Source organism: Halomicrobium zhouii, assembly GCF_900114435.1.
In the GTDB taxonomy this organism is placed as follows: Archaea; Halobacteriota; Halobacteria; order Halobacteriales; family Haloarculaceae; genus Halomicrobium; species Halomicrobium zhouii.
Genome location: NZ_FOZK01000001.1, coordinates 123,616 through 142,499, shown reverse-complemented (window position 1 = coordinate 142,499; position 18,884 = coordinate 123,616). Strand labels below are relative to the sequence as shown.

Genomic DNA, 18,884 nt, shown 5'->3' with positions numbered 1-18,884 from the left:
CGGGGCGGAGGTGATAGCGTCCCAGCGGGGGCCCCTACAGGGTCTCCGTCTCGAGGTAGACCCGGTCGATCCCCTCCTGTGCCCCCCGGAGGGCCTCCTGGATGTCCGTGATCCGGGCGTCGATGTCAGCGGCGTCGAGGTCGGGTTCGAAGGCGACGTCGCCGGTGATAAGGATCTGTCCGGGACCGAAGTAGACGGTCCGGAAGTCGAGGATGTCGGTCACGCCGGGGTGGGTGCTGACGATCTCTCGAAGCTTCGCCTCCTCGTCCTTCGGGAGGCTCTCGCCCAGCAAGAGGCGCTTGTTCTCCCAGGCGAGCGCGACGGCGAAGCTCATCAGCATGATCCCGATCAGCAGCGCCGAGACCCGGTCGAAGAAGGGGTTTCCGGTCTGCTGTTCGAGGAAGAGGCCGACCAGCGCGATGACGATGCCGAGCAGGGCGATGGTGTCCTCCGTCAGGGCGGTTAGCGTGGTCGTGTCGCTGGTCTTGCGGAACGCTTCGCGGTAACCGCCCCAGTCGTTGGCGTTCATCTGCCGTTTCATCTCGGCCCGTGCCTTGTAGAGCGCCCACGTCTCGAAGACGAACGCGCCGAGCAGCACGGTGTAGTTCACCCAGACCGGGTCGAGCCAGGCTGGCGGCGTGAAGCTGATCCAGAGGAACTCGACGGCCTCCCCCGGGTGGGGGCCACCGCCGTGACCGCCGCCCGTGAGCTGGCTGTAGCCGTGCTTGAGGCTCTCCCAGCCGGCGATACCGAACAGGAACACGGACACGAGGAAGCTATAGAAGAACTGTGACTTCCCGTAGCCGAAGGGGTGCTGGCGGTCGCGGGCCCGGTCGCTGTATCGGATCCCTATCAGCAGGAACACCTGGTTGCCCGTGTCGGAGAGGCTGTGGTACGTCTCCGACAGCATCGCGGCGCTGCCGGTGAGGAGGAATCCGAAGAACTTGAGGACGGCGATGGCCCCGTTGGCCACGAGCGCCGCCAGGACGACCGATTTACTTCCTGCCATCGCCGGGACGACACGCGGCCGGACCAAAAGGGGTTCGGGATTTAACGCCAGAGCAACAAACCCGATTGTGCTCGCCATCGTCTCCGACACCCACGGTACCGACGGCCATCGACTCGAGGGTCGCACCCTCGAAGCCGTTCGCGAGGCCGACACCGTCGTCCACGCCGGCGACTTCACCACCGAGGCCGTCTACGACGCGTTCGCGGCCGAGGCCGCGGACCTCGTTGCGGTCCACGGGAACAACGACGTCCCGTCGCTCGTCGAGCGTCTGCCGTCGGTCGCGACGCTGGAGTGGCAGGGCTGGCGGTTCGTGGTCGTCCACGGCCACGAACACACGGAGACGTCACTGTCGATGCTCGCGCGACAGGAAGCGGCTGACGTCGTCGTGGTCGGTCACTCGCACCGCCCGGAACTGGGAGAACTGTCCGGTCGCGTGCTGGTCAATCCGGGGAGTCACGCCGACCCGCGTCAGTTTCGGCCGGGACACGCCGAGGCCACTGCCACTGCCGAGAGACTGGTGGTTCGGGCGCATCGGCCGGGTGAGGGGGTCGTTGGGGAGGTGAGCCGTCCGTCGTGAGCGCGACAGCACAGGCGCGTACTGTCAGTCCCGGAGCGCGGTCCAACGCCCGGGGCGGCGGGCGGTCGTGTCTGGTCGGGTGTGTGTGTCCGGTCGAGTCGTGTCCGGCCGGGAGGGCCGAAGCGGGTCGGCGCATTCTCCTCTAGGTAACCGAGTCCAAAATACCTCTCGTAAGCTCAAATAGTCGTTTTACAGAACCCGCCCCGGCCGGATCGATACGTCAAGTCGCCGTTTCACCGATCGACGTACCAGATCGCGAAGACGAACGCCAGCACGACGGCGCCGCCCGCGAAGAAGGCGAGTCCAGGCGGGAGAATCGTCCCAACGGCGGACTGAGCCGGCCCGGCCGCGCTCGCGGCCGTCTCCGTCACCAGTTCCGTCGCCTGTGCGGAGGCACCGCCGGCAGAGGTCCCGTTGGTGAGGTAGCTCGGGTCCGGCGTCGTCCCGCCGGCGCTCCCGCGCTCGACCGACGGCCCAAAGAACGTCTCGAGTCCGCGGCCGAACAGTTGCTGGACGAGTAAACTGGCGACCGCGAGCGCGCCGACGCCGCCCAGCAGGCTCGTCAGTGCGCTCCGCACGCCGGAGGTCTCCTGTTCCCCGCCGGCACAGATGACCAGCGGCTGGTTCGCGGGCGCGTAGACGTCCATCTCGCGTCCCTTCTCGGAATAGGCCGTGTCGACGACTTCGACGGCGCCGGCGGTTTCGAGCTTCTCGAGGTGGTACTGGGCGTTCTGGAGCGAGGTGTCGACGCGGTCGGCGAGTTCGCCCGGCGGCGCGGGCGTCTCGTTGAGTTCGGCGAGCAGTTTCCGCGCAGTCCCCGCCGAGAGCGCCGCGAGCACGTCGTCGGCGTCCTCGCTGTCGACACCGATCACCCGGGGCTCCGCGTCGGGCGTCGCCGGGTCCCTGGAGGGAAGGAGTGACATGGTTAAAGCATATGTTCTACTCCGGTATTAGTCTTGGTGCCGATCACTCAAAGAGCCGTTTGACTAACTCTATTCCGGGCGCAGTTAGTTCATCGCGGCGGATTTCGGGAATTCGCCGCCATCTCACGGTTCCAGCCAGCGCGTCCACTCACCCCGTAACGACTTTGAACGCCGCCGGTGAAAGACGGGGTATGCAGGAGTGGATCACCTACGGCATCCTCGCCGCCCTACTGATGCTGTTTTTCTTCTTCTACCTCATGATCCGCCGGACCGTCCAGGGGTTCAAGGAAGGGATGCGCGGGAACCGCAAGTAGACGAAACTGGTTTGTGAGCGACGGCGGTCACCTCACGTATGGACCCCCGGATACGCAACCACGCCGAAATCGTCGTGAACCACTCCGTCTCGCTCGAACCCGGTGACGACGTGCTCGTGGTCGCGCCCCCCATCGCCGAGGATCTGGTCGTCGCCATCCACGAACTGATCGGCGACGTCGGTGCGAACCCCGTCACCATGTTCGACAGCGATCGTGCAGAACGGGCCTTCCTCCGCGCTGGCGACGACGAGTACGAGACGCCGGCCCACGAACTCGCCCTCATCGAGGAGACAGATGCGTACATCTCGGTCCGCGCGGACGACAACGTCACGGAGACCAGTGACGTCGACCCGGCGACGAACGCCGCGTACCGGCAGGCCAACCAGCCAGTCCTCGAAGAGCGCCTCTCGAAGCGCTGGTGTGGTACCCAGTTCCCCGCGCCGGCCAACGCCCAGCTGGCCGAGATGAGCACCGAGGGCTACGAGAACTTCGTCTGGGACGCCATCAACAAGGACTGGGACGCCGTCCGGGAACACCAGGCCCAGATGGTCGAGATCCTGGACCCCGCCGACGAGGTGCGGATCGTCTCCGGCGACACGACGGACGTCACCATGAGTATCGACGGCAACCCGACGCTCAACGACTACGGCGAGAAGAACCTCCCCGGCGGCGAGGTGTTCACCGCCCCCGTCGCCGACAGCGTCGAGGGCGAGGTGCTGTTCGACAAGCCCCTCTACCACCAGGGCCGGGAAGTAACGGACGCGTACCTCCGCTTCGAGGACGGCGAAGTCGTCGAGCACTCCGCCGCCAAGAACGAGGACGTCCTGACGCAGGTGCTGGAGACCGACGAGGGCGCCCGCTACCTCGGCGAACTCGGTATCGGGATGAACCGCGACATCGACCGGTTCACCTACAACATGCTGTTCGACGAGAAGATGGGCGACACCGTCCACATGGCCGTCGGCCGCGCCTACGAGGACACCGTCGGCGAGGACAACGAGCGCAACGATTCGGCCGTCCACGTCGACATGATCGTCGACATGAGTGCGGACTCCTCCATCGAGGTGGACGGAGAAGTGGTGCAGCGGGACGGGACGTTCAAATTTGAAGACGGGTTCGAGGAGTAGGGAGATTCCGACCGCCGGGGGGAATCTCCGTAAAGACGAACGGCGAGTGGAGCGAGCCGTGAGGACGGCTTCGAAGCGTAGCTCCGGGAGGGAATTCACCGCCAGCTACTCCCATCCCCATGCCCTACGTCGATTATGGCCATCGGTCAGTTCGAACTCGCGTTTCGAGTGCTGGCGGGACTGTTCGTCGTCGTCGCACCGACGCTGCTGTTTCTCGGCCTCTGGAAGGGGCTCACCTACCTGCGGGACGACGAACTGATCGAGCGGGCACGGCGGATGGACGGTCGCTCCAGCCCGTCGCCGGATCCGACCGGCATCTCAGCGTTCCCGTCGTCGGCGTTCGACGCGAGCGAGGGGGTGGAAGTCGTCGTCTGCGATGCCTGTGGGACGGCGAACAGGGCCGGTGTGACGTTCTGCCGGGAGTGTTTCGGGCGGCTGCCGGACGACTAGCGGGGCTACTGGGGGGTCGTGACTCCCCGTTAGCGGACCCTGATCGGAATCGACCGTCGGCGGGCTCGTTTCGGTGAGTACAGCTCAAGGACGTAGCGATTGGTAGGTTTCGGGATTGTCGCTCTTCGCACGAAGTCAAACAACTCGAAAGCCCTCGGCGTGCTCGACTCGTGCGAACCCGTTGCGCGCGCTCGTTCCTCGCGTGCTTACGGGTTCGGACTTCGTCGACCGCACCTCGCCCTTTCAGTCCTCCAGGCGCCGCGTTGCTCGCGCGATGAAACGCGCTCGCGATTGGACCGCCACCCCTCCCCGAACCCGCCGCGTCCGCGGCGGGTCACGCTTCCTTCCGTAACCGCGCGGCGGTCGGCCGGGAGCGCGTCCCCGAGCAAACGCGAGGGGCGCGCGACCAGGGGAAGGGCAGGGCTGCGGTGCTGGGCCGTCCTGGAGGACTGAAAGGGCGAGCGGCGGTCGAACCCTCCCGGGCGAAGCAAGCACCCGCTGGAGCGCAGCGAGCCCCGGAGTGGTCGAGCGCGCCGAGGGCTTTCTGGGTCGTGCTGTCTGTGTTCGTTTCAATAGCGTGATCGTGAATCACCCGCTCACTACGGACTCAGGATCACCCGTCGCGACGTGACAGCGAATTTTAGATCGGTATAGGCCGGAAGCGAGGGGTTCAAGCACGCGACGCGGCGATCCGTAGGCGTGCATCTGACGTTCGTCGTCGGCGTCCGTCCCCCTGCGGACGGATCTGTCGATGAGACCGGTGGCCGGCCAGCACCGCTTCCCCGTCGCCCATGACGGAGTCGGCGACGGCGAAGCCCCCGGGCCGCCTGGGCGTCTTCGTCTCTATCTGTACGTTCTCGTTCCTGGTGAACTTCGGTCGGATCGCCTTCGCGCCGCTGGTGGACTTCTTCATCAGCAACGGCATCAGTCCCGCGGCGGCGGGCCTGGCGGCGACGGCGGTGTGGGTCGGCAGCGCGCTCCCTCGCCTCCCGACGGGGTACCTGCTCACCTTCGTCAGCCGGCACCGGACACTCCTGGGGATGGGACTGGGGCTCTCCGCGGCGGCGGCCTTTACCGCACTCGCGCCGGGCATCTGGCTGACGGTCGTCGGCGCGCTGTTCGTCGGCCTCGCGACGGGGGTGTTCTTCATCGCGGCCAACCCGCTGGTGAGCGAACTCTACCCCGAGAAGGTGGGCATCGCGGTCGGGTTGCGCGGGATGTCCTCCCAGATAGCCGCCGTCAGCGCGCCGTTCCTCGTCGCCGTCGCCATCGGCATGGGGTCGTGGCGCATCGCCTTCGGCGCGCTCGCCGTGCTGGCGCTCGCTGGAACGGCGGCCTTCGCCCTCGCCGTCCGCCGGGCCGAGTTACCCACCGCCGGCGTCGACGACCGCGACCTCATCGCGGGGATTCGCGCCCAGTGGCCGCTGGTGGCCGCCGGCGTCGTCTTCGTCGGCTTCACGGGCTTCGTCTGGCAGGGCGTGTTCAACTTCTACGTCACCTACCTCGGCGCCGCCAAGGACATCCCCCCGGGGACGGCCAACAACTTGCTGACGCTCACTTTCGCCGCCGGCGTCCCGTCGTTCATCGTCGCCGGCCGACTCGCCGACCGCTTCTCCTACCTCTCGATGCTCCTCTCGGTGCTCGGCGGCTTCGTCGTCACGCTGGTCGCGTTCACGATGGTCGAGGGCGTCCTCGCCATCGCCGCCGTCTCCGTCGTGATGGGCCTCGTCGTCCACGGCCTCTTTCCGGTGGGCGACGCCTACCTGCTGGACAACCTCCCCGACGAGAACCGCGCCAGCGCGTACTCGGGCTTTAGCGCGACGATGATGCTCATCCAGGCGCCCGGGAGCGTCGCTGTTGGTTTGTTGGCGCAGGCTGGGTTGAGCTATTCAGGCGTGTTCTACGGCTACGCTGGGCTTGTGGCTGTGATTGCGATCGGGATGGCCGTGCTGGCGAGGGCCGGGAAGTTGCCGACGGGGTCGTGAATAGCTGGCCCCGCGGCGGCGGCAATCGTACCGGTCGGCCTGGCGAACGTTCCGCTGGTGACTGCCCTGCGGACGGACACGATCGCCGTCTGCCAGTCACCACCCTCCCGTAACCAGGAGCGGCCATTTACCAGTTGCACAGACCCGGGGGGGATATCGAAAGTGAAAAAATTGATATATATTTGACTTCTTTTCTCCGGCTATGGGAACTGAGAATGCCTGGGTGAGGACTGCTCTTACCGCGATTCTATACGTGCTTGCTCTCGCCGTGGGGAGCTATCTCCTGCCGAGCGATCCGACCAGTATCGCGCCGGTGATACCGATCATAGCGGGCGGGATCTTGATCGGGCATGCGCTCTTCACGAGTCAACTGGACCGGATGGGATACGCGCTCATCGGATTCTTCGCCGTTGAGTTGCTCCTCGTGTTACTGTTGGGTGCTGTCGCTGTACTCGGCGTATCGATACCGGTCCCTGCAGGAACTGACTACGTGATTGCTGGATGTCTCGTGGTAGCCCTTGCAGTTTCGTATTTCCGATTCGGTGGGCGGAGCGACGTATCCGCAGCCTGAGCTGGCCTCCTGGACATGGAATGAGATGTGCGTTCACCGATATCGAAGTACCAAATGAAACAGTGGGGTATGGGGCGAACAGAGGGCCTCCGACTTGATCTATCCCCAACTCAGCCGTCTTCGGAAATTCTGAGCGTCTTCGCCTCGAGATGGCGGTACGGAGAGTCACCCGGGAGGATCTCGCTGGGTCCGTTGATGGTGTGGAAGTCTGCGGCGGCTTTTCCAAGCCCGGAGGCGACGCACTTGAGCCGGATGCCTACGTTGTACACCGTGTCGTCGGCGAAATTGTATCGAGTGCCGATACTACCGCTCCCATTCACTGACGAGTTAACGCTTTTCAGGTCGTGCCAGGTCTTGTGGGAGTCACCTTCCTCCATGACCCACACGTCGTACGAAGCGCTGGCACCGATGACTCCTCCGTTCTCGAAATACTCCAGTACGATATCGTGAGGGCCACCGTTCTGGACGTAGATATTCCCTTCCAGCCAGACTTCCTGTCTCACGTCACCCGCTCCGGGCGTGGCAGTGATACAGAGGAGATGGTTCTTGCCCGTGTCGTAATCGGACTTCCGGAACCCGACGACACCGCTTCCGTTCTCCTGTCCATCTATCAGCAAAATATCCTGGTTGTCCTGTGTGGAGACGCCTCCGATTACGCTTACACTTTCGTCGTCCGGATCGACGTTTCCATCGGCGACGCTCTGCTGTAGCGGTGACAGCTGTTCACGCTCCGACTGCTTTTCCTGATTCTCCAGTGCGCGTCTGAATTCTGGTGAGTAATCTGCGAGTTGCTGTTTGAATCTGGCAAATGCCTTCGAGTGAGAGAGACGGTCTTCTAAAACGGCATTCGCGTATTCCACCCAGAGACTCTTTGCCTTGCGGGCGACATCTTTGCCGTACGTTTCTCTGTAAAGCTCGTACACCTCTTTCGCCGACGTTTGTCGGATAGACTCCTTACTGGAACCGTTGGCACCGTCGCCGGTTTCCTCCCTCTCTCGGCTCCTGTCTCGGGTTGGCGACGCTGAAGTGATTCCCGAGGCTGTGATACCGGCGACCGAGCAGGCTCCTACTCGTTTGATGAGCGCGCGCCGACTGAAATTAGTGTCACCAGACATCAAATATAGATCGAAATGACTCTGTATTAATGCTTTTGAAACAGAATTTACTGTAACACACCGTCACGGCACTCGGGCCCTGATCCGCCAAAATGAACGAGAGGAGACGAGGAACGGCAGGGTTGTAAGACGAGACTTCCGTCGACATATCCGGTCTCCAGTTGCGAAAAGAAGAACGCCAAACGGTTAGCGACGCGGTCGCCTGGACGGACATCACGCTGTCTCGTCGCTGCTAAACTCCGCCACCTGGCGATACGCGAACAGCACGACGTAATAGACAACGACCATCGTCGCTGCAGCGACTGCCATCTCGCCGAACCGACCCAGGACGAACTGATCGGTAACCGCCACGCTGAGCGCGCCGCCGAGCGCAAGCGTGAACAACCACATCGCTTTCCCGTCCCCGTCGCTCATACTCTGCGGACTCAGGCAAAACATTTAGCGATTGTCATTACTATCAAAAATTCTCGATTCAAGGTCTAAGAAGGCGTTTTTCGAGCGGCACGATGGGGCTGAGCGAAACCTTCGGTTTCGCGAAGGTCGGAGGACGCTCCGCGTCCTCTAGGATTCTCACTCGATGCCAGACCTCGCTTCGCTCGGTCTGCCGTAGTTCGAATCCCACCTGCGTCGTTCAGCACGCTTCGCTATCGCTCAGCGGCTTCACGGGCACGATGGGACGTGACTTTTCGGGACTGTGTGACTTCGATTATCGGCGACATTGTTTCTAAATATCTGGGAGGAAGTCGCTGCGCTGTTCTGCCTGTTCACGGTCCGAACGGCGGTCGTAGTGGCGATTTAGAATATCCTCACTCGCATTAAGGCGGTCTTGCACTACTCGACGGGGAACGTCCTCCCGTCGGTAGTAGGTCACTCGACCACTACGCACGTCGTGAGGGGATCGAGCAGACGGGCACCTGCTAGCTTTGTCCAGGTGCGTCGCTTCGCACTCGTCGATATCCCGATCGTGCGGGCAGGGTTCCCCGCGCCAGCACGGTCGGGTGACCCTATACAACGTCGTCCGGAACGTGTTCCCAGCTGGACGGCCGTACTCAGTCGTGATCAGTGGGTTCCGCCCGTAGTCGTCAGTAACGTCGTTGCGGTGATAGTCGATGTAATCCTGGATGTAGCGAGCCGCTTTCTCGCTGATTCGGTTCCAGCGAGTTCCTTTCTGCTTGTTCTTCAGCGGCGTTCCCTGGTCTGGCCGGTGAACGAACTGAATAGCCGGACCTGAAAACCGAGGGTGTTTGCCATCGAGATCGACGTCCTCGAGGTCGAGGCCGCGAATCGCCCCAGTCCGAGCGCCGGTTTGCCAGAGAAGTAGCAGTATGATGTGATCACGGGAGCCGGGCTGGGCTTTCTCCAAGTAGTCCAGAATCTCGATTGCTCGATCTACCTCCAGCGTGCTATCAGACACGTCCTCGCCGTTCTTCATTACGGGGAGCGTGACCTGTTCGTACATCTCCGGAGGGACGGCGTCGATGTTAGCGCAGAACCGGAGAAATCGGCGGAGCGATGCCAACTGGCCCTTTAGGGTGACCAGCTTTATCGCTTCGCGGCCGTCGCCCTGACCTTCCCGACGCCAGATGCGGTATTTGTATAGGTCACGGCCGGTCAGCTCGTTCAGGTTCTCGATTCCTTCCTCGTCGCAGAACTGGGTGAAAGCGCGTAGCCTGTGGCGCTCTCCTTTCCGCGTGGACTCCGCATGCTCGTCCCGCATCGCGTCAAGGAACATCTCGACGGCGTCGACGGGAGAAATCGGGTCGAGATCAGTCATCGAAATCGACCTCGGCGAACTCCAGATTTCGATCGCACTTGTTGCACCGCCAGGTGAGGTAGCCCCGAACCATCCCGACGAACTTAACGAACGAACCGCAGGTTTCGCACTGATGTCCCATCAGTTTCCACCTCTACTGACTGCCATCATGCGGTCGCATTCCGGACACGGGAGATTCCGTTGCCGGGAAGCTGCAGACGGGTGTAAAAAACAATCTACTTCCAGACCGCAATCGGGACACCGTAGGAGATATTTCGCGGGTTGGGGAACCGGAGTCTTTTCTGCTGGCGCTGCCTCTCTGTCGGTACGGGGCGCACGCCCCGTGGTTGTTCCGTCTTGCATGGTTGCAGCCGGGACACCTGCTTTGGGCCGTGTTCCAGCACGGCCCGGCTTTCAATCGCCGAGAGCCTTCTGCGAGCAGGCTACCCGCAACATACCATTTACTTGGGGTGTGCATAAATGTAACGACGATACTGTTAATAATGTATTAACCGCATATGCACCAAAAGAGTGAATTAGGTACGTGGCGTGAAATACACAATTCCAATGCGTCGGTCTGGATCGTGGCAGAGTGTATGGGACGATAGGATTCTGGAGTGGATACGCGAGAACGAAGGTACGGGAACGCCGAAAGAACTGGACGACAGCGGCTTGATTCGTGTATCCCGAACTCAGGTCAGTCGTCGCATGAAGAAGCTTTCCGAGAACGGATTACTACGCCACGTCGGTAATGGTGCGTACCTCCTGACCGACGAAGGTGAAGCGTATCTCGACGAGGAGTACGACGCTGAGGAAGGTGTCTACCTCGATACCGGAGATACGTCGAGCAATGGAGCACCGGACGAAGGAACGAACGACGTGTAATGGCCCTCCATCATGACAATAAGACGGACGGCAAGTTGGCAGCAGAGCATGGACGACCGGATCCTGGAACATCTTCGAGATGAGTCGTGGGCGACTCCGAGCTATATGGCCCGACTCCGGGGAATTCACGCGACAGAAGCTCAAGTGAGAGAGCGCTGCCGTGTGCTCGCTGATGCTGACCTGGTCGCATTCCTGACCGAGCACCAGGATCTCGTTGAACTCACGACTAAGGGAATGGGTTATCTAAAAGGCGAGGTTGATATCGATCTCTATCCACGGCCGCGCCATCCACGTGCCATAGAATGACAGTTTGCATCTCCTGAACATTCAATTAGGACTGTTGGAATATTTCGGTAGCTAAGAGTGCTAACAAAGCCGAATACTTGGTGCCATAGCTATTTTAATTCAAACCTTCCCATTTGGTAGCGGACGGCTTAAGCTGTTCCGTGATTTGTTTCGATTTCACTTTCTTTGACATCAAATTGTACGCTGTGTCCTAATCCGTAATCAGATTTCCACTTGTACTCAGTTTCGAGACCCCCCTCCGTCTCGACTAGTATCATACACTCTGTCCCTTCCGGAATTGGATCTTTATAGATATGGTGCCCATCCGGCGAAACAGACACTGTGTCAGAGAAAATTGTCTTATTTGTATTCACTTTACTGACCTCTATCTGCACCGAGACTGTTGAGGATGTGCTATTGAAGATGTGTATGTCCGGTTCATTATTGCTTCCAATGCAGCCACTAAGTCCCATGGGAATTGTTAGGATTGCTTTCAAAGACTTGCGACGGGATAGGTGGGCCATCCTAGTTGGCTATCGGTACCATTTACATATATACTTTCTTTGAGCGCTCGGTATAGAAACATACGCCCATATGAATTAAAATTTAACAGAGCCGAAAGCACTAATAACAGTGACGCTGTCAATTCCATTTACACCGAAAGGTGTAGAAAACAATGGCTTGTTACGAAACGTTATACGAAGGCGGAGATTATTCCGAAGCATCGGATCCGATGTATATCCGCCTATATCCAAATCAGTATAGTGATGATGGCGCCATCGATCCAATTTCCACCCGAATGGACACGGCTTGTCAGCAATTGCTCTCATACGGGTCGGTAAATTATTATAGTATACTCGAATGCGATTGGCATCCTTACGCCTCTGGGTCAGGAAAGTTGGAGCTTCTCAGAGACTTTGAATCATATCTGGACAGTAATGAGTGCAATGGGATTGCATTGAATAACCTCCGTGGATGCCACCTCTTGGTGACGGATAAAGCATCAGAAGGGTATTGTAGGCATGATAATGCCTTTAATACGAGTACGTCTGCCATAGTGGGAACTGATTACAAGGCCAAGGAATTTTTCTCAAACTTGGCTATCCATGAGGCCTTCCACGCATTCATGGTGGTGAGCGATTCTGACGAGCATAGAAAGGGTGCTGTAACTCGGGATGGAGAAGTCACACCGATGGCAACGAGTTACGAGTACGAATATGGCCCCGAAGGGGAATGTACGAATCAAAACCTTTTCCAACAGCTGTATGAAGTGAGGCCCACAACTTGCACCGGTGACGGAATAAAATACGGCCGAATTAGGGACGAGATATAATGAATAACAACAATAGTGCTAACTCTAGTCGACGAAAAGTACTTCAAATTGCTGGCTCATCATTAGCTCTGGGTCAGGGCGTAATTGGCACGGCGAGTGCCCAATTCTCAACGATAAACAGCGTCAAGTATTTTGCAGCAAATGACGTCTATTCCACATCTTCAGATCCGACTGGGGATTGGGAGTTGAACTCAGCCCACATTGATGAGGTTGGAGTACCCGCCGTCAGAGAGGATGAAGGGCAAATAGTTCTTAATCGACGAGTGCCACAGAATGAGATCAATCTCTTCAAAAATCATTCTGCAGTCATTTATTCAGATACCTTCTCGACTCTACCGTCACAAATCATCAAAGGAAAGGATATTCCTCGAGTGGTTTTGGAGAGAACTAGGAATGGAAGGCCAACGAAGGTAGCTAATCCAAAATCGAAGTTTGCTCCCAACTCAGCGAAAGCCAGCGCCCGCGGCAAAGATCTGCACCTGAAGATTCCGCAGCAAAAAAAGAGTGTCACAGTTAATCCAGGTGAGGAAAAAGAAATAGTAACCGGTGAAGGGTCCGTAACCCTTGGCATTTCCAAATTAACGGATCAAAAGCCCGATCACCAAGGAATCGATCCAAAGGAGGTAGGATACATAAAGAAACAGAAAGAAGAAACGTTTGATCTCACTGCGAAGATAAAAGCGAAGAATTATGGCGAGTTAGATGTTGTGATGCCGAAGTAAGTAAATAGCCCTCCGAATTTCCCGCCTCATTTTCTAAGACATAACGAGCTTCCGTCGAGGTCGGCTTCCCTCACACCACCCGTGGGTCCGGCCCCTACAGCACCGCTACCGCATTGGGATTCCCTCGCCTTCGGCTCGGGGCCACGGTGGATTGTGGAGTTAGTAAAAGACAGCCAGCCCGCCCTCACCCCGTTGAGGGGATCGGTCGGGCGGGTAAGCTGGAGGGAATAATTTACAATAGTTTGAGTTATCCGGGTCAGAATTGCTTAAACCGGGTCAGAAGGAAATCCTATTTCGAATTGGCCATAGAACTTATTGTCTCCTAAATGAGTACCCGGTTATGGGATTCATCGATTACCTCTTACACTTGGGAATAGATGCTGTATTAGTGATTCTCGGCATCTTCAGTCTCTTCACAGCAGCCTCCTTTTTCTATCAAAGAAATACAATAATGGCGATTGTATTGCTTGGGATTGCTGGTATCTTATTCTTGTTTGTGCGTTATCGGAACGTCCACAGCGACCCTGGATATTGATCTCTTGAAATCACTCGTCGAGCCGGAATATCGCGCTATCATCGTCCGGATCATAGTACGCTTGGACCTCAGGGACGGGCTTTAGCGTAAACGATTCCTCGACGAGCTCGCCATCCTCAATGCTCTCGTAGAACTCTGCCGAGTAGACGTCTTCGCCACGGTCTCGCTCCTCACGGACCTGCCGGACGAAGTACGTGGAGTGCTCACGGATCGGCGGGGCGATGTCGTACCCCGACTCTCGGTGACCGATGATCACCATCCGGAGGCCGTACTTGCTCTTGTGCGTAATCAGCGGGTAGAGGTGTTCGTTCACGTCATAATTCGACGTTTGAGCGTTCGCCTGCGTGCTCATCTCGTCGAGGATGACGAAGAGATCGTCATACCGCTCGATCAACTCTTCGAGTCCGGACCTGGTGGTGACGTTGGTGTGGGTTCGGTCGTTGAGGTCGTGGTCGTGCCACTCGACGGGGTCGATGTTCGTCGCGAGATGCATCTCCGGGTCGTCGCGCATGGCGAGCCCGGCGAGCAACAGCGCCGAGTTTGTCTTTCCACCGTCAGTACTCCCGACGAACGTAGAGAGCCAGCCGTCGCGCCTCATGTCCGCAAGCAGGTGTTGCAGGAGTTGCGCCGTGGAGAAATCGCTCTCGCGGTGCGTGAGGCCCGTCAGGTACGACAGCAGAGGCAACCACCCTTCGCGTACGGCGCGGGAGGCCAGAGATGAACCGTGAGCAGCGACCATCTGTTGACAGTACGCGGACTGTTCGAACGTCGAGGGAAGCCGATCAGTACCGACGATCTCCCGAATTTGGTCGTACCGATTTTTGTAGTAGACGTATCGCTTCAACTGTCGACCTTCGAGGAACGGAGCAAGCGGGTACGTCCGGAGGTTTCCAGACCGCAGCCGTCCCTCCGAGACCTCTCGCCACTCCGCAGCAGCGAGAGCAGCTTCAGTCATCGGCCTCGACCTCCAGGCCGTCAACGTTCTGCATCTCTCGGGAGCCGGGTTCGGGCAGGTCGTCGCGGTCGGGATCGTCGTCGACGGCGCGATCACGTTCGGTCAGCTCGTCCAGGTCGACGCCGCCCGACATGTCCCAGTCAAACGCGTCGCCCGGGTCGTCGAAGAACGTGTCCTCCTCAGCGCCGACCAGGAGGCCGCCCGCGAACCGATCCGTGTTCTTGAGCACGTCGATGTCAGCGCCGGCTTTCGCTTCCAGCGCCTCTTGCGCCAGGGGTACGAGTTCCTCTTTCGCCTTTTTGAACGCGTAAACGGTCTCCATCAGCTCGAACGGCGTGATGAAGCCCTCCCAACTGGACCGCGCCACGCGCTGGGCGTACGTCTCGGTCTCGCCGGTGACCGGGTCGACTCGCTCGCGCTGCTCAACGTCGACCTCCTCGGCGATGTACGCCCTTCCGGAGTTCGTTCGTCGAGTCGCGAGTGAACCCTCCACCTCGAGGGAACTCCACTCCGCCGGGGAGAAGTACTTGAGATGCAGCTCTTTTTGGTCGCGGTCGACAACGACGAGCGGAATCTTGCTTTTCTGGATGGCCCACCAGCAGCAGAGGACTGCGTACGTAGCGACAAACGGGCCAGCGATGCAGACGATCATCACGACCAGCGCGAGCCCGCGGAACGGGAGCGTCACCACGTCGAAATAGATTGCTGCCAGGAGCCCAAAGCACGCGACGGCAAACATGAGCAGAAGGAACGTCTTTCGGACGGCTTTGATCAGCGCGACCGTCCCGTTCTGCGATCCGCCTTCGGCGGGTGCCGTACTCGTTTCAGAGTTCATCCCGGACACCTCCGCGGAACCGCTGGAGGCCGATATAGGAGACCGGGAACGCAACAGCGAACATGCCGAACATCGTCAACGCCGCTATCGCTGGGTCTTCGGGCTGGGGAGAACCGGGTAGAAACGCCTGCTGACGGGTGATGTGCTCGGCGTACAGCGCGTTTTGCGTCCCTATCGAGACGGTGTAACCCTTGTAGTTCACCAGCTGCCACTGGATGCGGTTGCGTCCTTCCTGGAGTCGGAAGTCTCTCGTCGGAACTTGGCCGCCTCGACGGAACGCACCGCCATCCGCGAGGGTCACTTCTTGGTACATGTCCGAGTACAGCACGAGCGTCATCATCCCGTCAGAATCGACGCTGGAGCTACAGACGGTCGTGAGGTTGTCGATGGTCTCGGTACACTCCGCGGCGGAGTTGTTGACGACCTCGACGCCGATCATACTGTCCGTCTCGTTCGTCGTCTGCTGTGCAGCAGCCGCCTGAGCGCCACCGAGCGCCAGTGCTACCAGCACGAGCAGCACGAAAAAAGGCTGTTTCATCGTTTATTCCATCAGCAGCTTCACGGCACCGAACAGCGCGAGGACGCCGATAGCGCCAGCACCGAGTAGTTCAGCGTCACCGAGGTTGAAGTCGAGGCCTCCACCACTGCCAGCTCCCTGGTCGGGCTCGCGGTCCTCGATCTCCTGGCGGAGTTCGATCAGCTGTTTCTGCATCTCCAGCATCTGGGTGGTGTTGGCCGTCTTGTAGACGTACTTCGTCGTCTCGGTCTGCTGGATGGTCGTCCCATCCTTGGCTTTCAGCGCCCGGATTGTGAACTCCTGACCATCGCCGAAGTCGATCTTTTCTCCCGTAGTGGTCAGCATGAAGACCGGGCCGTCGATGTTCGAGGTGTTGTACGTCGTGTTGGCACTCCACGTTCCGTTCGGGGCGTTTCGCGCCATGACGAGGCCGTTGTACTCGACGCCGCGATACTCGATCGTCATCGTCCCGGACGAGTTCAGATTGGGAGTATCGTACCCCATCATGGCGAGGGCGGCCGTAGAGCGGTACAGGCCCTCACTCTCGTTCGCTCCGCGGACTCCGTACTCGAACATCGCCGTGTGGCTACTGATCACGTCGGACGAGTTGATCTGTCCCGAATCGAAGTCCTGCCACGTGGCGTTCACGTAGTTGTTGGCCTCCGCTTGGAGCTGATCGTTCATCGACTGAATCCGGTTCCAGCGCCGGTGGTCGTCGCGGAAGTCGTAGACGTGGGTGTCCTGATAGTTCGAATTCGGGGCCTGGACTTGGAGAGCCCACCAACCGCTATGCGTGTCAGGCTGGTCTGAGTACCGAGCAGCAGCCGGGTCAACGATGGAAATCTTGCCATCGCCGTTACCACTGGAAACGGTCATCGTCGGGGCCTGGTACGTCGAGCCGTTCGGCAACGTCACCTGTGTCGTTCCCGGGTCGGTCGTCACCGGCGAGTCGTAGATGTCGTGGTTGTCGTAGCCGTTGTAACCGGCGTACCGTACGAAGTCGGCACTGATGTTGGTCTCCTGCTGGGCCTGTTCAGCGAGGTATCCGTACTGGTGCAGCGTGGCGTTCTGCTGCTCGATGAGGTTGACCGCCTTGACGCTGTAGTAGTCCGCAATCGCCTGACGCGCGGCAACCTTCGCCTGCGACTTCGTGCTGCCGTTCTCGTACGCCTGGGCGATGGCCGTCTCGGCCTTCATCCAGGCGACGGACTCGGTGTCGTTCAGGTAGTTATCGTACGTCGCCGTGTACGCCTCTCCGTCGGCCTGCTGGCCGACTGCGGCCGAGTAGATATCTACCTTCGTCTGGTTGGCGTCGGACTGCTGCATCTCCTTGATGGCGTCGTTCACGTACGCCTGCCGGGAGCAGCTATCCGAGTTCACGAGACCGAGCGTCACGAACATCACGAAGTCGTCAACGCGGTCGCACTCGCCGGTCTCCGCCGCCGCGGCCGTCCCGGTCGGGCCACCCGGCACGATCGCCGTTGTCAGGAGGAGCACGACGACGAGCACGCTGGAGAAGCTCCTGCTCATTGCGGAGCCTCCCGACGGGTAGTGTCGCCGGTGTCCTCGACGTTGGCCTTGCGCTCCTGGAGCAGGAGGAGAGCGGACAGCATCAACGCAGTAACTGCCGGGGTCAGTACGACGAACTCCGCACTCCCGCTGAAGTTGTTGAAGCCGGTCAACACGTCCAGCAGGGTCGAGAAGCCAACCCCGAGCGTGCAGTACAGACCGACAGCGAACGGTGTTCGCTGCATGGTCACCTCGCGAGCACGGCGGACGCGATTGCCATCAGGAGGAACATCGCGACTGCGCCGAACGGCTGGTACTGCGCGATCAGGTCCTGGAACTCGACGAGGAACGCATGGGCGATCATCGCCACTGCGGTCAGGACGACGATCGCCCACTCCACGGGATGGTAGTACTGCGGGTTCCGCGTGCCGCTCGACGCGAAGATCATCGCCATCGAGCCCATCGAGGCCGCCAGCGGGAGGAACTGATGTTGCTCCAGGAAGGTGATCACATCGCCGGCGATGCCCATCATGATGAGGCCACAGACGGCGAACACCGCGAACGCGAGCGTGGTCAGGATGTTCATGCGCTGGAACGGCTCCAGCACCGAGCTGTTGTTCCGGTACGCCATCAGTCGTCACCACCCAGTGCGCGGACCTCCCAGATATCGAACTCGTACTCTTCGCCGTCCTCGTTCTCCGCGGTCGCAGTGTCTTCGGTGTGCTTGATGCCGACTACGTCGCCCTCGCCGATGTCGTTCACACGGAACGCCCGGTCGATCTGCCCGTTGGACCACATCACCACGACGTCTCCGAGGCCGCGCGCGAGTTCGATGACTGTGTTGTCGTACTGCCCGCAGTTCGGACGCACTGCACGGACTTCACCGACGACCGACTCGCCGGGTTCGAGGTCGAGCCACTCGGCGTCACTATCGTCTTCCTGTTCGTTGATTTCGACGGGTTCGAGGTCGTCGAAATCGGGGGTATCGTTTGCTGCCATACTACGTTAGAAAGTTACTAGCGACTAGACATAAAACGGGGAAAGTGGTCAGGTGAAAGTGAAGATGGCTCTTAGAAAGCTGCTAGTCCGGGAATACGTCAGCCACAATATCCTTGGCTCAGTCCAAAACGATCTGAGTCAATCAATACTTGGAAAGGAATATCAGAGCAATTACCCACCGACAAATCAAAGCTCTTCTTCCCAAACTCCTCTATTTCAACGTTCGCGCTGTATTCACCTCCATTGAACGCATTTTGATATTCTATTCTCTCCTCGCCATCAATGCTAACATCCTCTTGAAAAACTATCTCTCCGTCATCTTTCTTTGAAATTTTGACAGATACTGATCGCTCGACGGCCGAGTAATTACGGATTTTGACGAAGCCTCCCGGTTGCGAGATGAGACTGGAACAACCGCCTACCGTCATTGAAGTACCAAGTCCTATTAGACGTAAAAATGATCGACGTTCCATATACAGTTCCCC

At 59.4% G+C, this 18,884-nt stretch carries 23 protein-coding genes; 10 read left to right on the top strand and 13 right to left on the bottom strand.

The features are described 5' to 3' along the window. Window positions 1-34: 34 nt before the first annotated feature. Window positions 35-1,009, bottom strand: a complete 975-nt coding sequence (locus BM337_RS00745; RefSeq protein ID WP_089812943.1) for a cation diffusion facilitator family transporter — start codon at window positions 1,007-1,009, stop codon at window positions 35-37. A gap of 67 nt (window positions 1,010-1,076) precedes the next feature. On the opposite strand from BM337_RS00745, the gene BM337_RS00740 reads away from it, so the two are divergent. After that, the gene (locus tag BM337_RS00740) at window positions 1,077-1,586 is read left to right on the top strand and encodes a metallophosphoesterase (protein ID WP_089812941.1); all 510 of its coding nucleotides are present in this window, start codon (window positions 1,077-1,079) and stop codon (window positions 1,584-1,586) included. A gap of 233 nt (window positions 1,587-1,819) precedes the next feature. On the opposite strand, the gene BM337_RS00735 is transcribed toward BM337_RS00740, so the two are convergent. Beyond that, on the bottom strand, window positions 1,820-2,509 hold the full coding sequence (locus BM337_RS00735; protein WP_089812939.1) for an ArsR/SmtB family transcription factor: 690 nt from the start codon (window positions 2,507-2,509) through the stop codon (window positions 1,820-1,822). A gap of 191 nt (window positions 2,510-2,700) precedes the next feature. Between BM337_RS00735 and BM337_RS21690 the strand changes: the two genes are divergently transcribed. From BM337_RS21690 to BM337_RS00715, 5 genes are all read left to right on the top strand, one after another. After that, the gene (locus BM337_RS21690) at window positions 2,701-2,823 is read left to right on the top strand and encodes a DUF7859 family protein (protein WP_281244858.1); all 123 of its coding nucleotides are present in this window, start codon (window positions 2,701-2,703) and stop codon (window positions 2,821-2,823) included. Between the two features lie 38 nt (window positions 2,824-2,861). Then, entirely contained in the window at window positions 2,862-3,950 is a 1,089-nt protein-coding gene (locus BM337_RS00730) for an aminopeptidase (protein WP_089812937.1), read from the top strand. A 135-nt stretch (window positions 3,951-4,085) separates the two neighbouring features. Then, a complete protein-coding gene (locus BM337_RS00725; protein WP_089812935.1) occupies window positions 4,086-4,400 on the top strand; it encodes a DUF7577 domain-containing protein in 315 nt (104 codons plus the stop codon). Between the two features lie 791 nt (window positions 4,401-5,191). Continuing rightward, window positions 5,192-6,385: an MFS transporter gene (locus BM337_RS00720; RefSeq protein ID WP_089812933.1), complete on the top strand. Its 1,194-nt coding sequence runs from the start codon at window positions 5,192-5,194 to the stop codon at window positions 6,383-6,385. Between the two features lie 202 nt (window positions 6,386-6,587). After that, on the top strand, window positions 6,588-6,956 hold the full coding sequence (locus tag BM337_RS00715; protein ID WP_089812931.1) for a hypothetical protein: 369 nt from the start codon (window positions 6,588-6,590) through the stop codon (window positions 6,954-6,956). A 110-nt stretch (window positions 6,957-7,066) separates the two neighbouring features. On the opposite strand, the gene BM337_RS00710 is transcribed toward BM337_RS00715, so the two are convergent. The 3 genes from BM337_RS00710 to BM337_RS00700 all read right to left on the bottom strand — a co-directional run bounded on the left by BM337_RS00710 (window position 7,067) and on the right by BM337_RS00700 (window position 9,845). Then, window positions 7,067-8,071 (bottom strand): hypothetical protein, encoded by a 1,005-nt coding sequence (locus tag BM337_RS00710; protein ID WP_143117605.1) that lies wholly within the window; start codon window positions 8,069-8,071, stop codon window positions 7,067-7,069. A 213-nt stretch (window positions 8,072-8,284) separates the two neighbouring features. Then, a complete protein-coding gene (locus BM337_RS00705; RefSeq protein ID WP_143117604.1) occupies window positions 8,285-8,485 on the bottom strand; it encodes a hypothetical protein in 201 nt (66 codons plus the stop codon). Between the two features lie 310 nt (window positions 8,486-8,795). Next, window positions 8,796-9,845 carry a tyrosine-type recombinase/integrase gene (locus BM337_RS00700; protein WP_089812925.1) on the bottom strand — a complete coding sequence of 350 codons (1,050 nt, stop codon included), beginning with the start codon at window positions 9,843-9,845 and terminating at the stop codon, window positions 8,796-8,798. A gap of 687 nt (window positions 9,846-10,532) precedes the next feature. Between BM337_RS00700 and BM337_RS21800 the strand changes: the two genes are divergently transcribed. The 4 genes from BM337_RS21800 (at window position 10,533) to BM337_RS20350 (ending at window position 13,049) form a co-directional block, all read left to right on the top strand. Next, on the top strand, window positions 10,533-10,709 hold the full coding sequence (locus BM337_RS21800) for a phage repressor protein (RefSeq protein ID WP_342713938.1): 177 nt from the start codon (window positions 10,533-10,535) through the stop codon (window positions 10,707-10,709). A 48-nt stretch (window positions 10,710-10,757) separates the two neighbouring features. Further along, the gene (locus BM337_RS00690; RefSeq protein ID WP_245778576.1) at window positions 10,758-11,015 is read left to right on the top strand and encodes a hypothetical protein; all 258 of its coding nucleotides are present in this window, start codon (window positions 10,758-10,760) and stop codon (window positions 11,013-11,015) included. Between the two features lie 655 nt (window positions 11,016-11,670). Further along, window positions 11,671-12,327, top strand: a complete 657-nt coding sequence (locus BM337_RS20355; protein ID WP_143117603.1) for a hypothetical protein — start codon at window positions 11,671-11,673, stop codon at window positions 12,325-12,327. Continuing rightward, on the top strand, window positions 12,327-13,049 hold the full coding sequence (locus tag BM337_RS20350) for a hypothetical protein (protein WP_143117602.1): 723 nt from the start codon (window positions 12,327-12,329) through the stop codon (window positions 13,047-13,049). Before BM337_RS20355 ends, BM337_RS20350 begins: the two co-directional genes overlap by 1 nt. A 545-nt stretch (window positions 13,050-13,594) precedes the next feature. Here the strand turns inward: BM337_RS20350 and BM337_RS00680 are convergent. The 8 genes from BM337_RS00680 to BM337_RS20345 form a co-directional block, all read right to left on the bottom strand. Beyond that, the gene (locus tag BM337_RS00680) at window positions 13,595-14,539 is read right to left on the bottom strand and encodes a hypothetical protein (protein ID WP_089812917.1); all 945 of its coding nucleotides are present in this window, start codon (window positions 14,537-14,539) and stop codon (window positions 13,595-13,597) included. Further along, window positions 14,532-15,374: a hypothetical protein gene (locus BM337_RS00675; RefSeq protein ID WP_089812915.1), complete on the bottom strand. Its 843-nt coding sequence runs from the start codon at window positions 15,372-15,374 to the stop codon at window positions 14,532-14,534. Before BM337_RS00675 ends, BM337_RS00680 begins: the two co-directional genes overlap by 8 nt. Further along, window positions 15,364-15,912 carry a DUF8063 family protein gene (locus tag BM337_RS00670; RefSeq protein ID WP_089812913.1) on the bottom strand — a complete coding sequence of 183 codons (549 nt, stop codon included), beginning with the start codon at window positions 15,910-15,912 and terminating at the stop codon, window positions 15,364-15,366. The genes BM337_RS00675 and BM337_RS00670 overlap by 11 nt, the downstream gene beginning before the upstream one ends. 3 nt (window positions 15,913-15,915) lie before the next feature. Beyond that, window positions 15,916-17,421 carry an Env/VP5 family phage fusion protein gene (locus BM337_RS00665; RefSeq protein ID WP_143117601.1) on the bottom strand — a complete coding sequence of 502 codons (1,506 nt, stop codon included), beginning with the start codon at window positions 17,419-17,421 and terminating at the stop codon, window positions 15,916-15,918. Then, window positions 17,418-17,645, bottom strand: a complete 228-nt coding sequence (locus BM337_RS00660; RefSeq protein ID WP_089812909.1) for a hypothetical protein — start codon at window positions 17,643-17,645, stop codon at window positions 17,418-17,420. The genes BM337_RS00665 and BM337_RS00660 overlap by 4 nt, the downstream gene beginning before the upstream one ends. A gap of 2 nt (window positions 17,646-17,647) precedes the next feature. Next, on the bottom strand, window positions 17,648-18,031 hold the full coding sequence (locus BM337_RS00655; protein ID WP_089812907.1) for a DUF8023 family protein: 384 nt from the start codon (window positions 18,029-18,031) through the stop codon (window positions 17,648-17,650). After that, window positions 18,031-18,399, bottom strand: a complete 369-nt coding sequence (locus BM337_RS00650; protein WP_089812905.1) for a hypothetical protein — start codon at window positions 18,397-18,399, stop codon at window positions 18,031-18,033. Before BM337_RS00650 ends, BM337_RS00655 begins: the two co-directional genes overlap by 1 nt. A gap of 98 nt (window positions 18,400-18,497) precedes the next feature. Next, a complete protein-coding gene (locus BM337_RS20345; RefSeq protein ID WP_143117600.1) occupies window positions 18,498-18,827 on the bottom strand; it encodes a hypothetical protein in 330 nt (109 codons plus the stop codon). Window positions 18,828-18,884: the final 57 nt, after the last annotated feature.

What these genes read in the sequence shown, in the direction of transcription:
- BM337_RS00680 (WP_089812917.1), bottom strand. Translation starts at nt 14,539, where the DNA reads ATGACTGAAGCTGCTCTCGCTGCTGCGGAGTGGCGAGAGGTCTCGGAG.
- BM337_RS00675 (WP_089812915.1), bottom strand. Translation starts at nt 15,374, where the DNA reads ATGAACTCTGAAACGAGTACGGCACCCGCCGAAGGCGGATCGCAGAAC.
- BM337_RS00660 (WP_089812909.1), bottom strand. Translation starts at nt 17,645, where the DNA reads ATGCAGCGAACACCGTTCGCTGTCGGTCTGTACTGCACGCTCGGGGTT.
- BM337_RS21690 (WP_281244858.1), top strand. Translation starts at nt 2,701, where the DNA reads ATGCAGGAGTGGATCACCTACGGCATCCTCGCCGCCCTACTGATGCTG.
- BM337_RS00715 (WP_089812931.1), top strand. Translation starts at nt 6,588, where the DNA reads ATGGGAACTGAGAATGCCTGGGTGAGGACTGCTCTTACCGCGATTCTA.
- BM337_RS20345 (WP_143117600.1), bottom strand. Translation starts at nt 18,827, where the DNA reads ATGACGGTAGGCGGTTGTTCCAGTCTCATCTCGCAACCGGGAGGCTTC.
- BM337_RS00745 (WP_089812943.1), bottom strand. Translation starts at nt 1,009, where the DNA reads ATGGCAGGAAGTAAATCGGTCGTCCTGGCGGCGCTCGTGGCCAACGGG.
- BM337_RS00670 (WP_089812913.1), bottom strand. Translation starts at nt 15,912, where the DNA reads ATGAAACAGCCTTTTTTCGTGCTGCTCGTGCTGGTAGCACTGGCGCTC.
- BM337_RS00720 (WP_089812933.1), top strand. Translation starts at nt 5,192, where the DNA reads ATGACGGAGTCGGCGACGGCGAAGCCCCCGGGCCGCCTGGGCGTCTTC.
- BM337_RS21800 (WP_342713938.1), top strand. Translation starts at nt 10,533, where the DNA reads ATGAAGAAGCTTTCCGAGAACGGATTACTACGCCACGTCGGTAATGGT.
- BM337_RS00735 (WP_089812939.1), bottom strand. Translation starts at nt 2,509, where the DNA reads ATGTCACTCCTTCCCTCCAGGGACCCGGCGACGCCCGACGCGGAGCCC.
- BM337_RS00665 (WP_143117601.1), bottom strand. Translation starts at nt 17,421, where the DNA reads ATGAGCAGGAGCTTCTCCAGCGTGCTCGTCGTCGTGCTCCTCCTGACA.
- BM337_RS00655 (WP_089812907.1), bottom strand. Translation starts at nt 18,031, where the DNA reads ATGGCGTACCGGAACAACAGCTCGGTGCTGGAGCCGTTCCAGCGCATG.
- BM337_RS20355 (WP_143117603.1), top strand. Translation starts at nt 11,671, where the DNA reads ATGGCTTGTTACGAAACGTTATACGAAGGCGGAGATTATTCCGAAGCA.
- BM337_RS00730 (WP_089812937.1), top strand. Translation starts at nt 2,862, where the DNA reads ATGGACCCCCGGATACGCAACCACGCCGAAATCGTCGTGAACCACTCC.
- BM337_RS00650 (WP_089812905.1), bottom strand. Translation starts at nt 18,399, where the DNA reads ATGGCAGCAAACGATACCCCCGATTTCGACGACCTCGAACCCGTCGAA.
- BM337_RS00705 (WP_143117604.1), bottom strand. Translation starts at nt 8,485, where the DNA reads ATGAGCGACGGGGACGGGAAAGCGATGTGGTTGTTCACGCTTGCGCTC.
- BM337_RS20350 (WP_143117602.1), top strand. Translation starts at nt 12,327, where the DNA reads ATGAATAACAACAATAGTGCTAACTCTAGTCGACGAAAAGTACTTCAA.
- BM337_RS00710 (WP_143117605.1), bottom strand. Translation starts at nt 8,071, where the DNA reads ATGTCTGGTGACACTAATTTCAGTCGGCGCGCGCTCATCAAACGAGTA.
- BM337_RS00690 (WP_245778576.1), top strand. Translation starts at nt 10,758, where the DNA reads ATGGACGACCGGATCCTGGAACATCTTCGAGATGAGTCGTGGGCGACT.
- BM337_RS00700 (WP_089812925.1), bottom strand. Translation starts at nt 9,845, where the DNA reads ATGACTGATCTCGACCCGATTTCTCCCGTCGACGCCGTCGAGATGTTC.
- BM337_RS00725 (WP_089812935.1), top strand. Translation starts at nt 4,086, where the DNA reads ATGGCCATCGGTCAGTTCGAACTCGCGTTTCGAGTGCTGGCGGGACTG.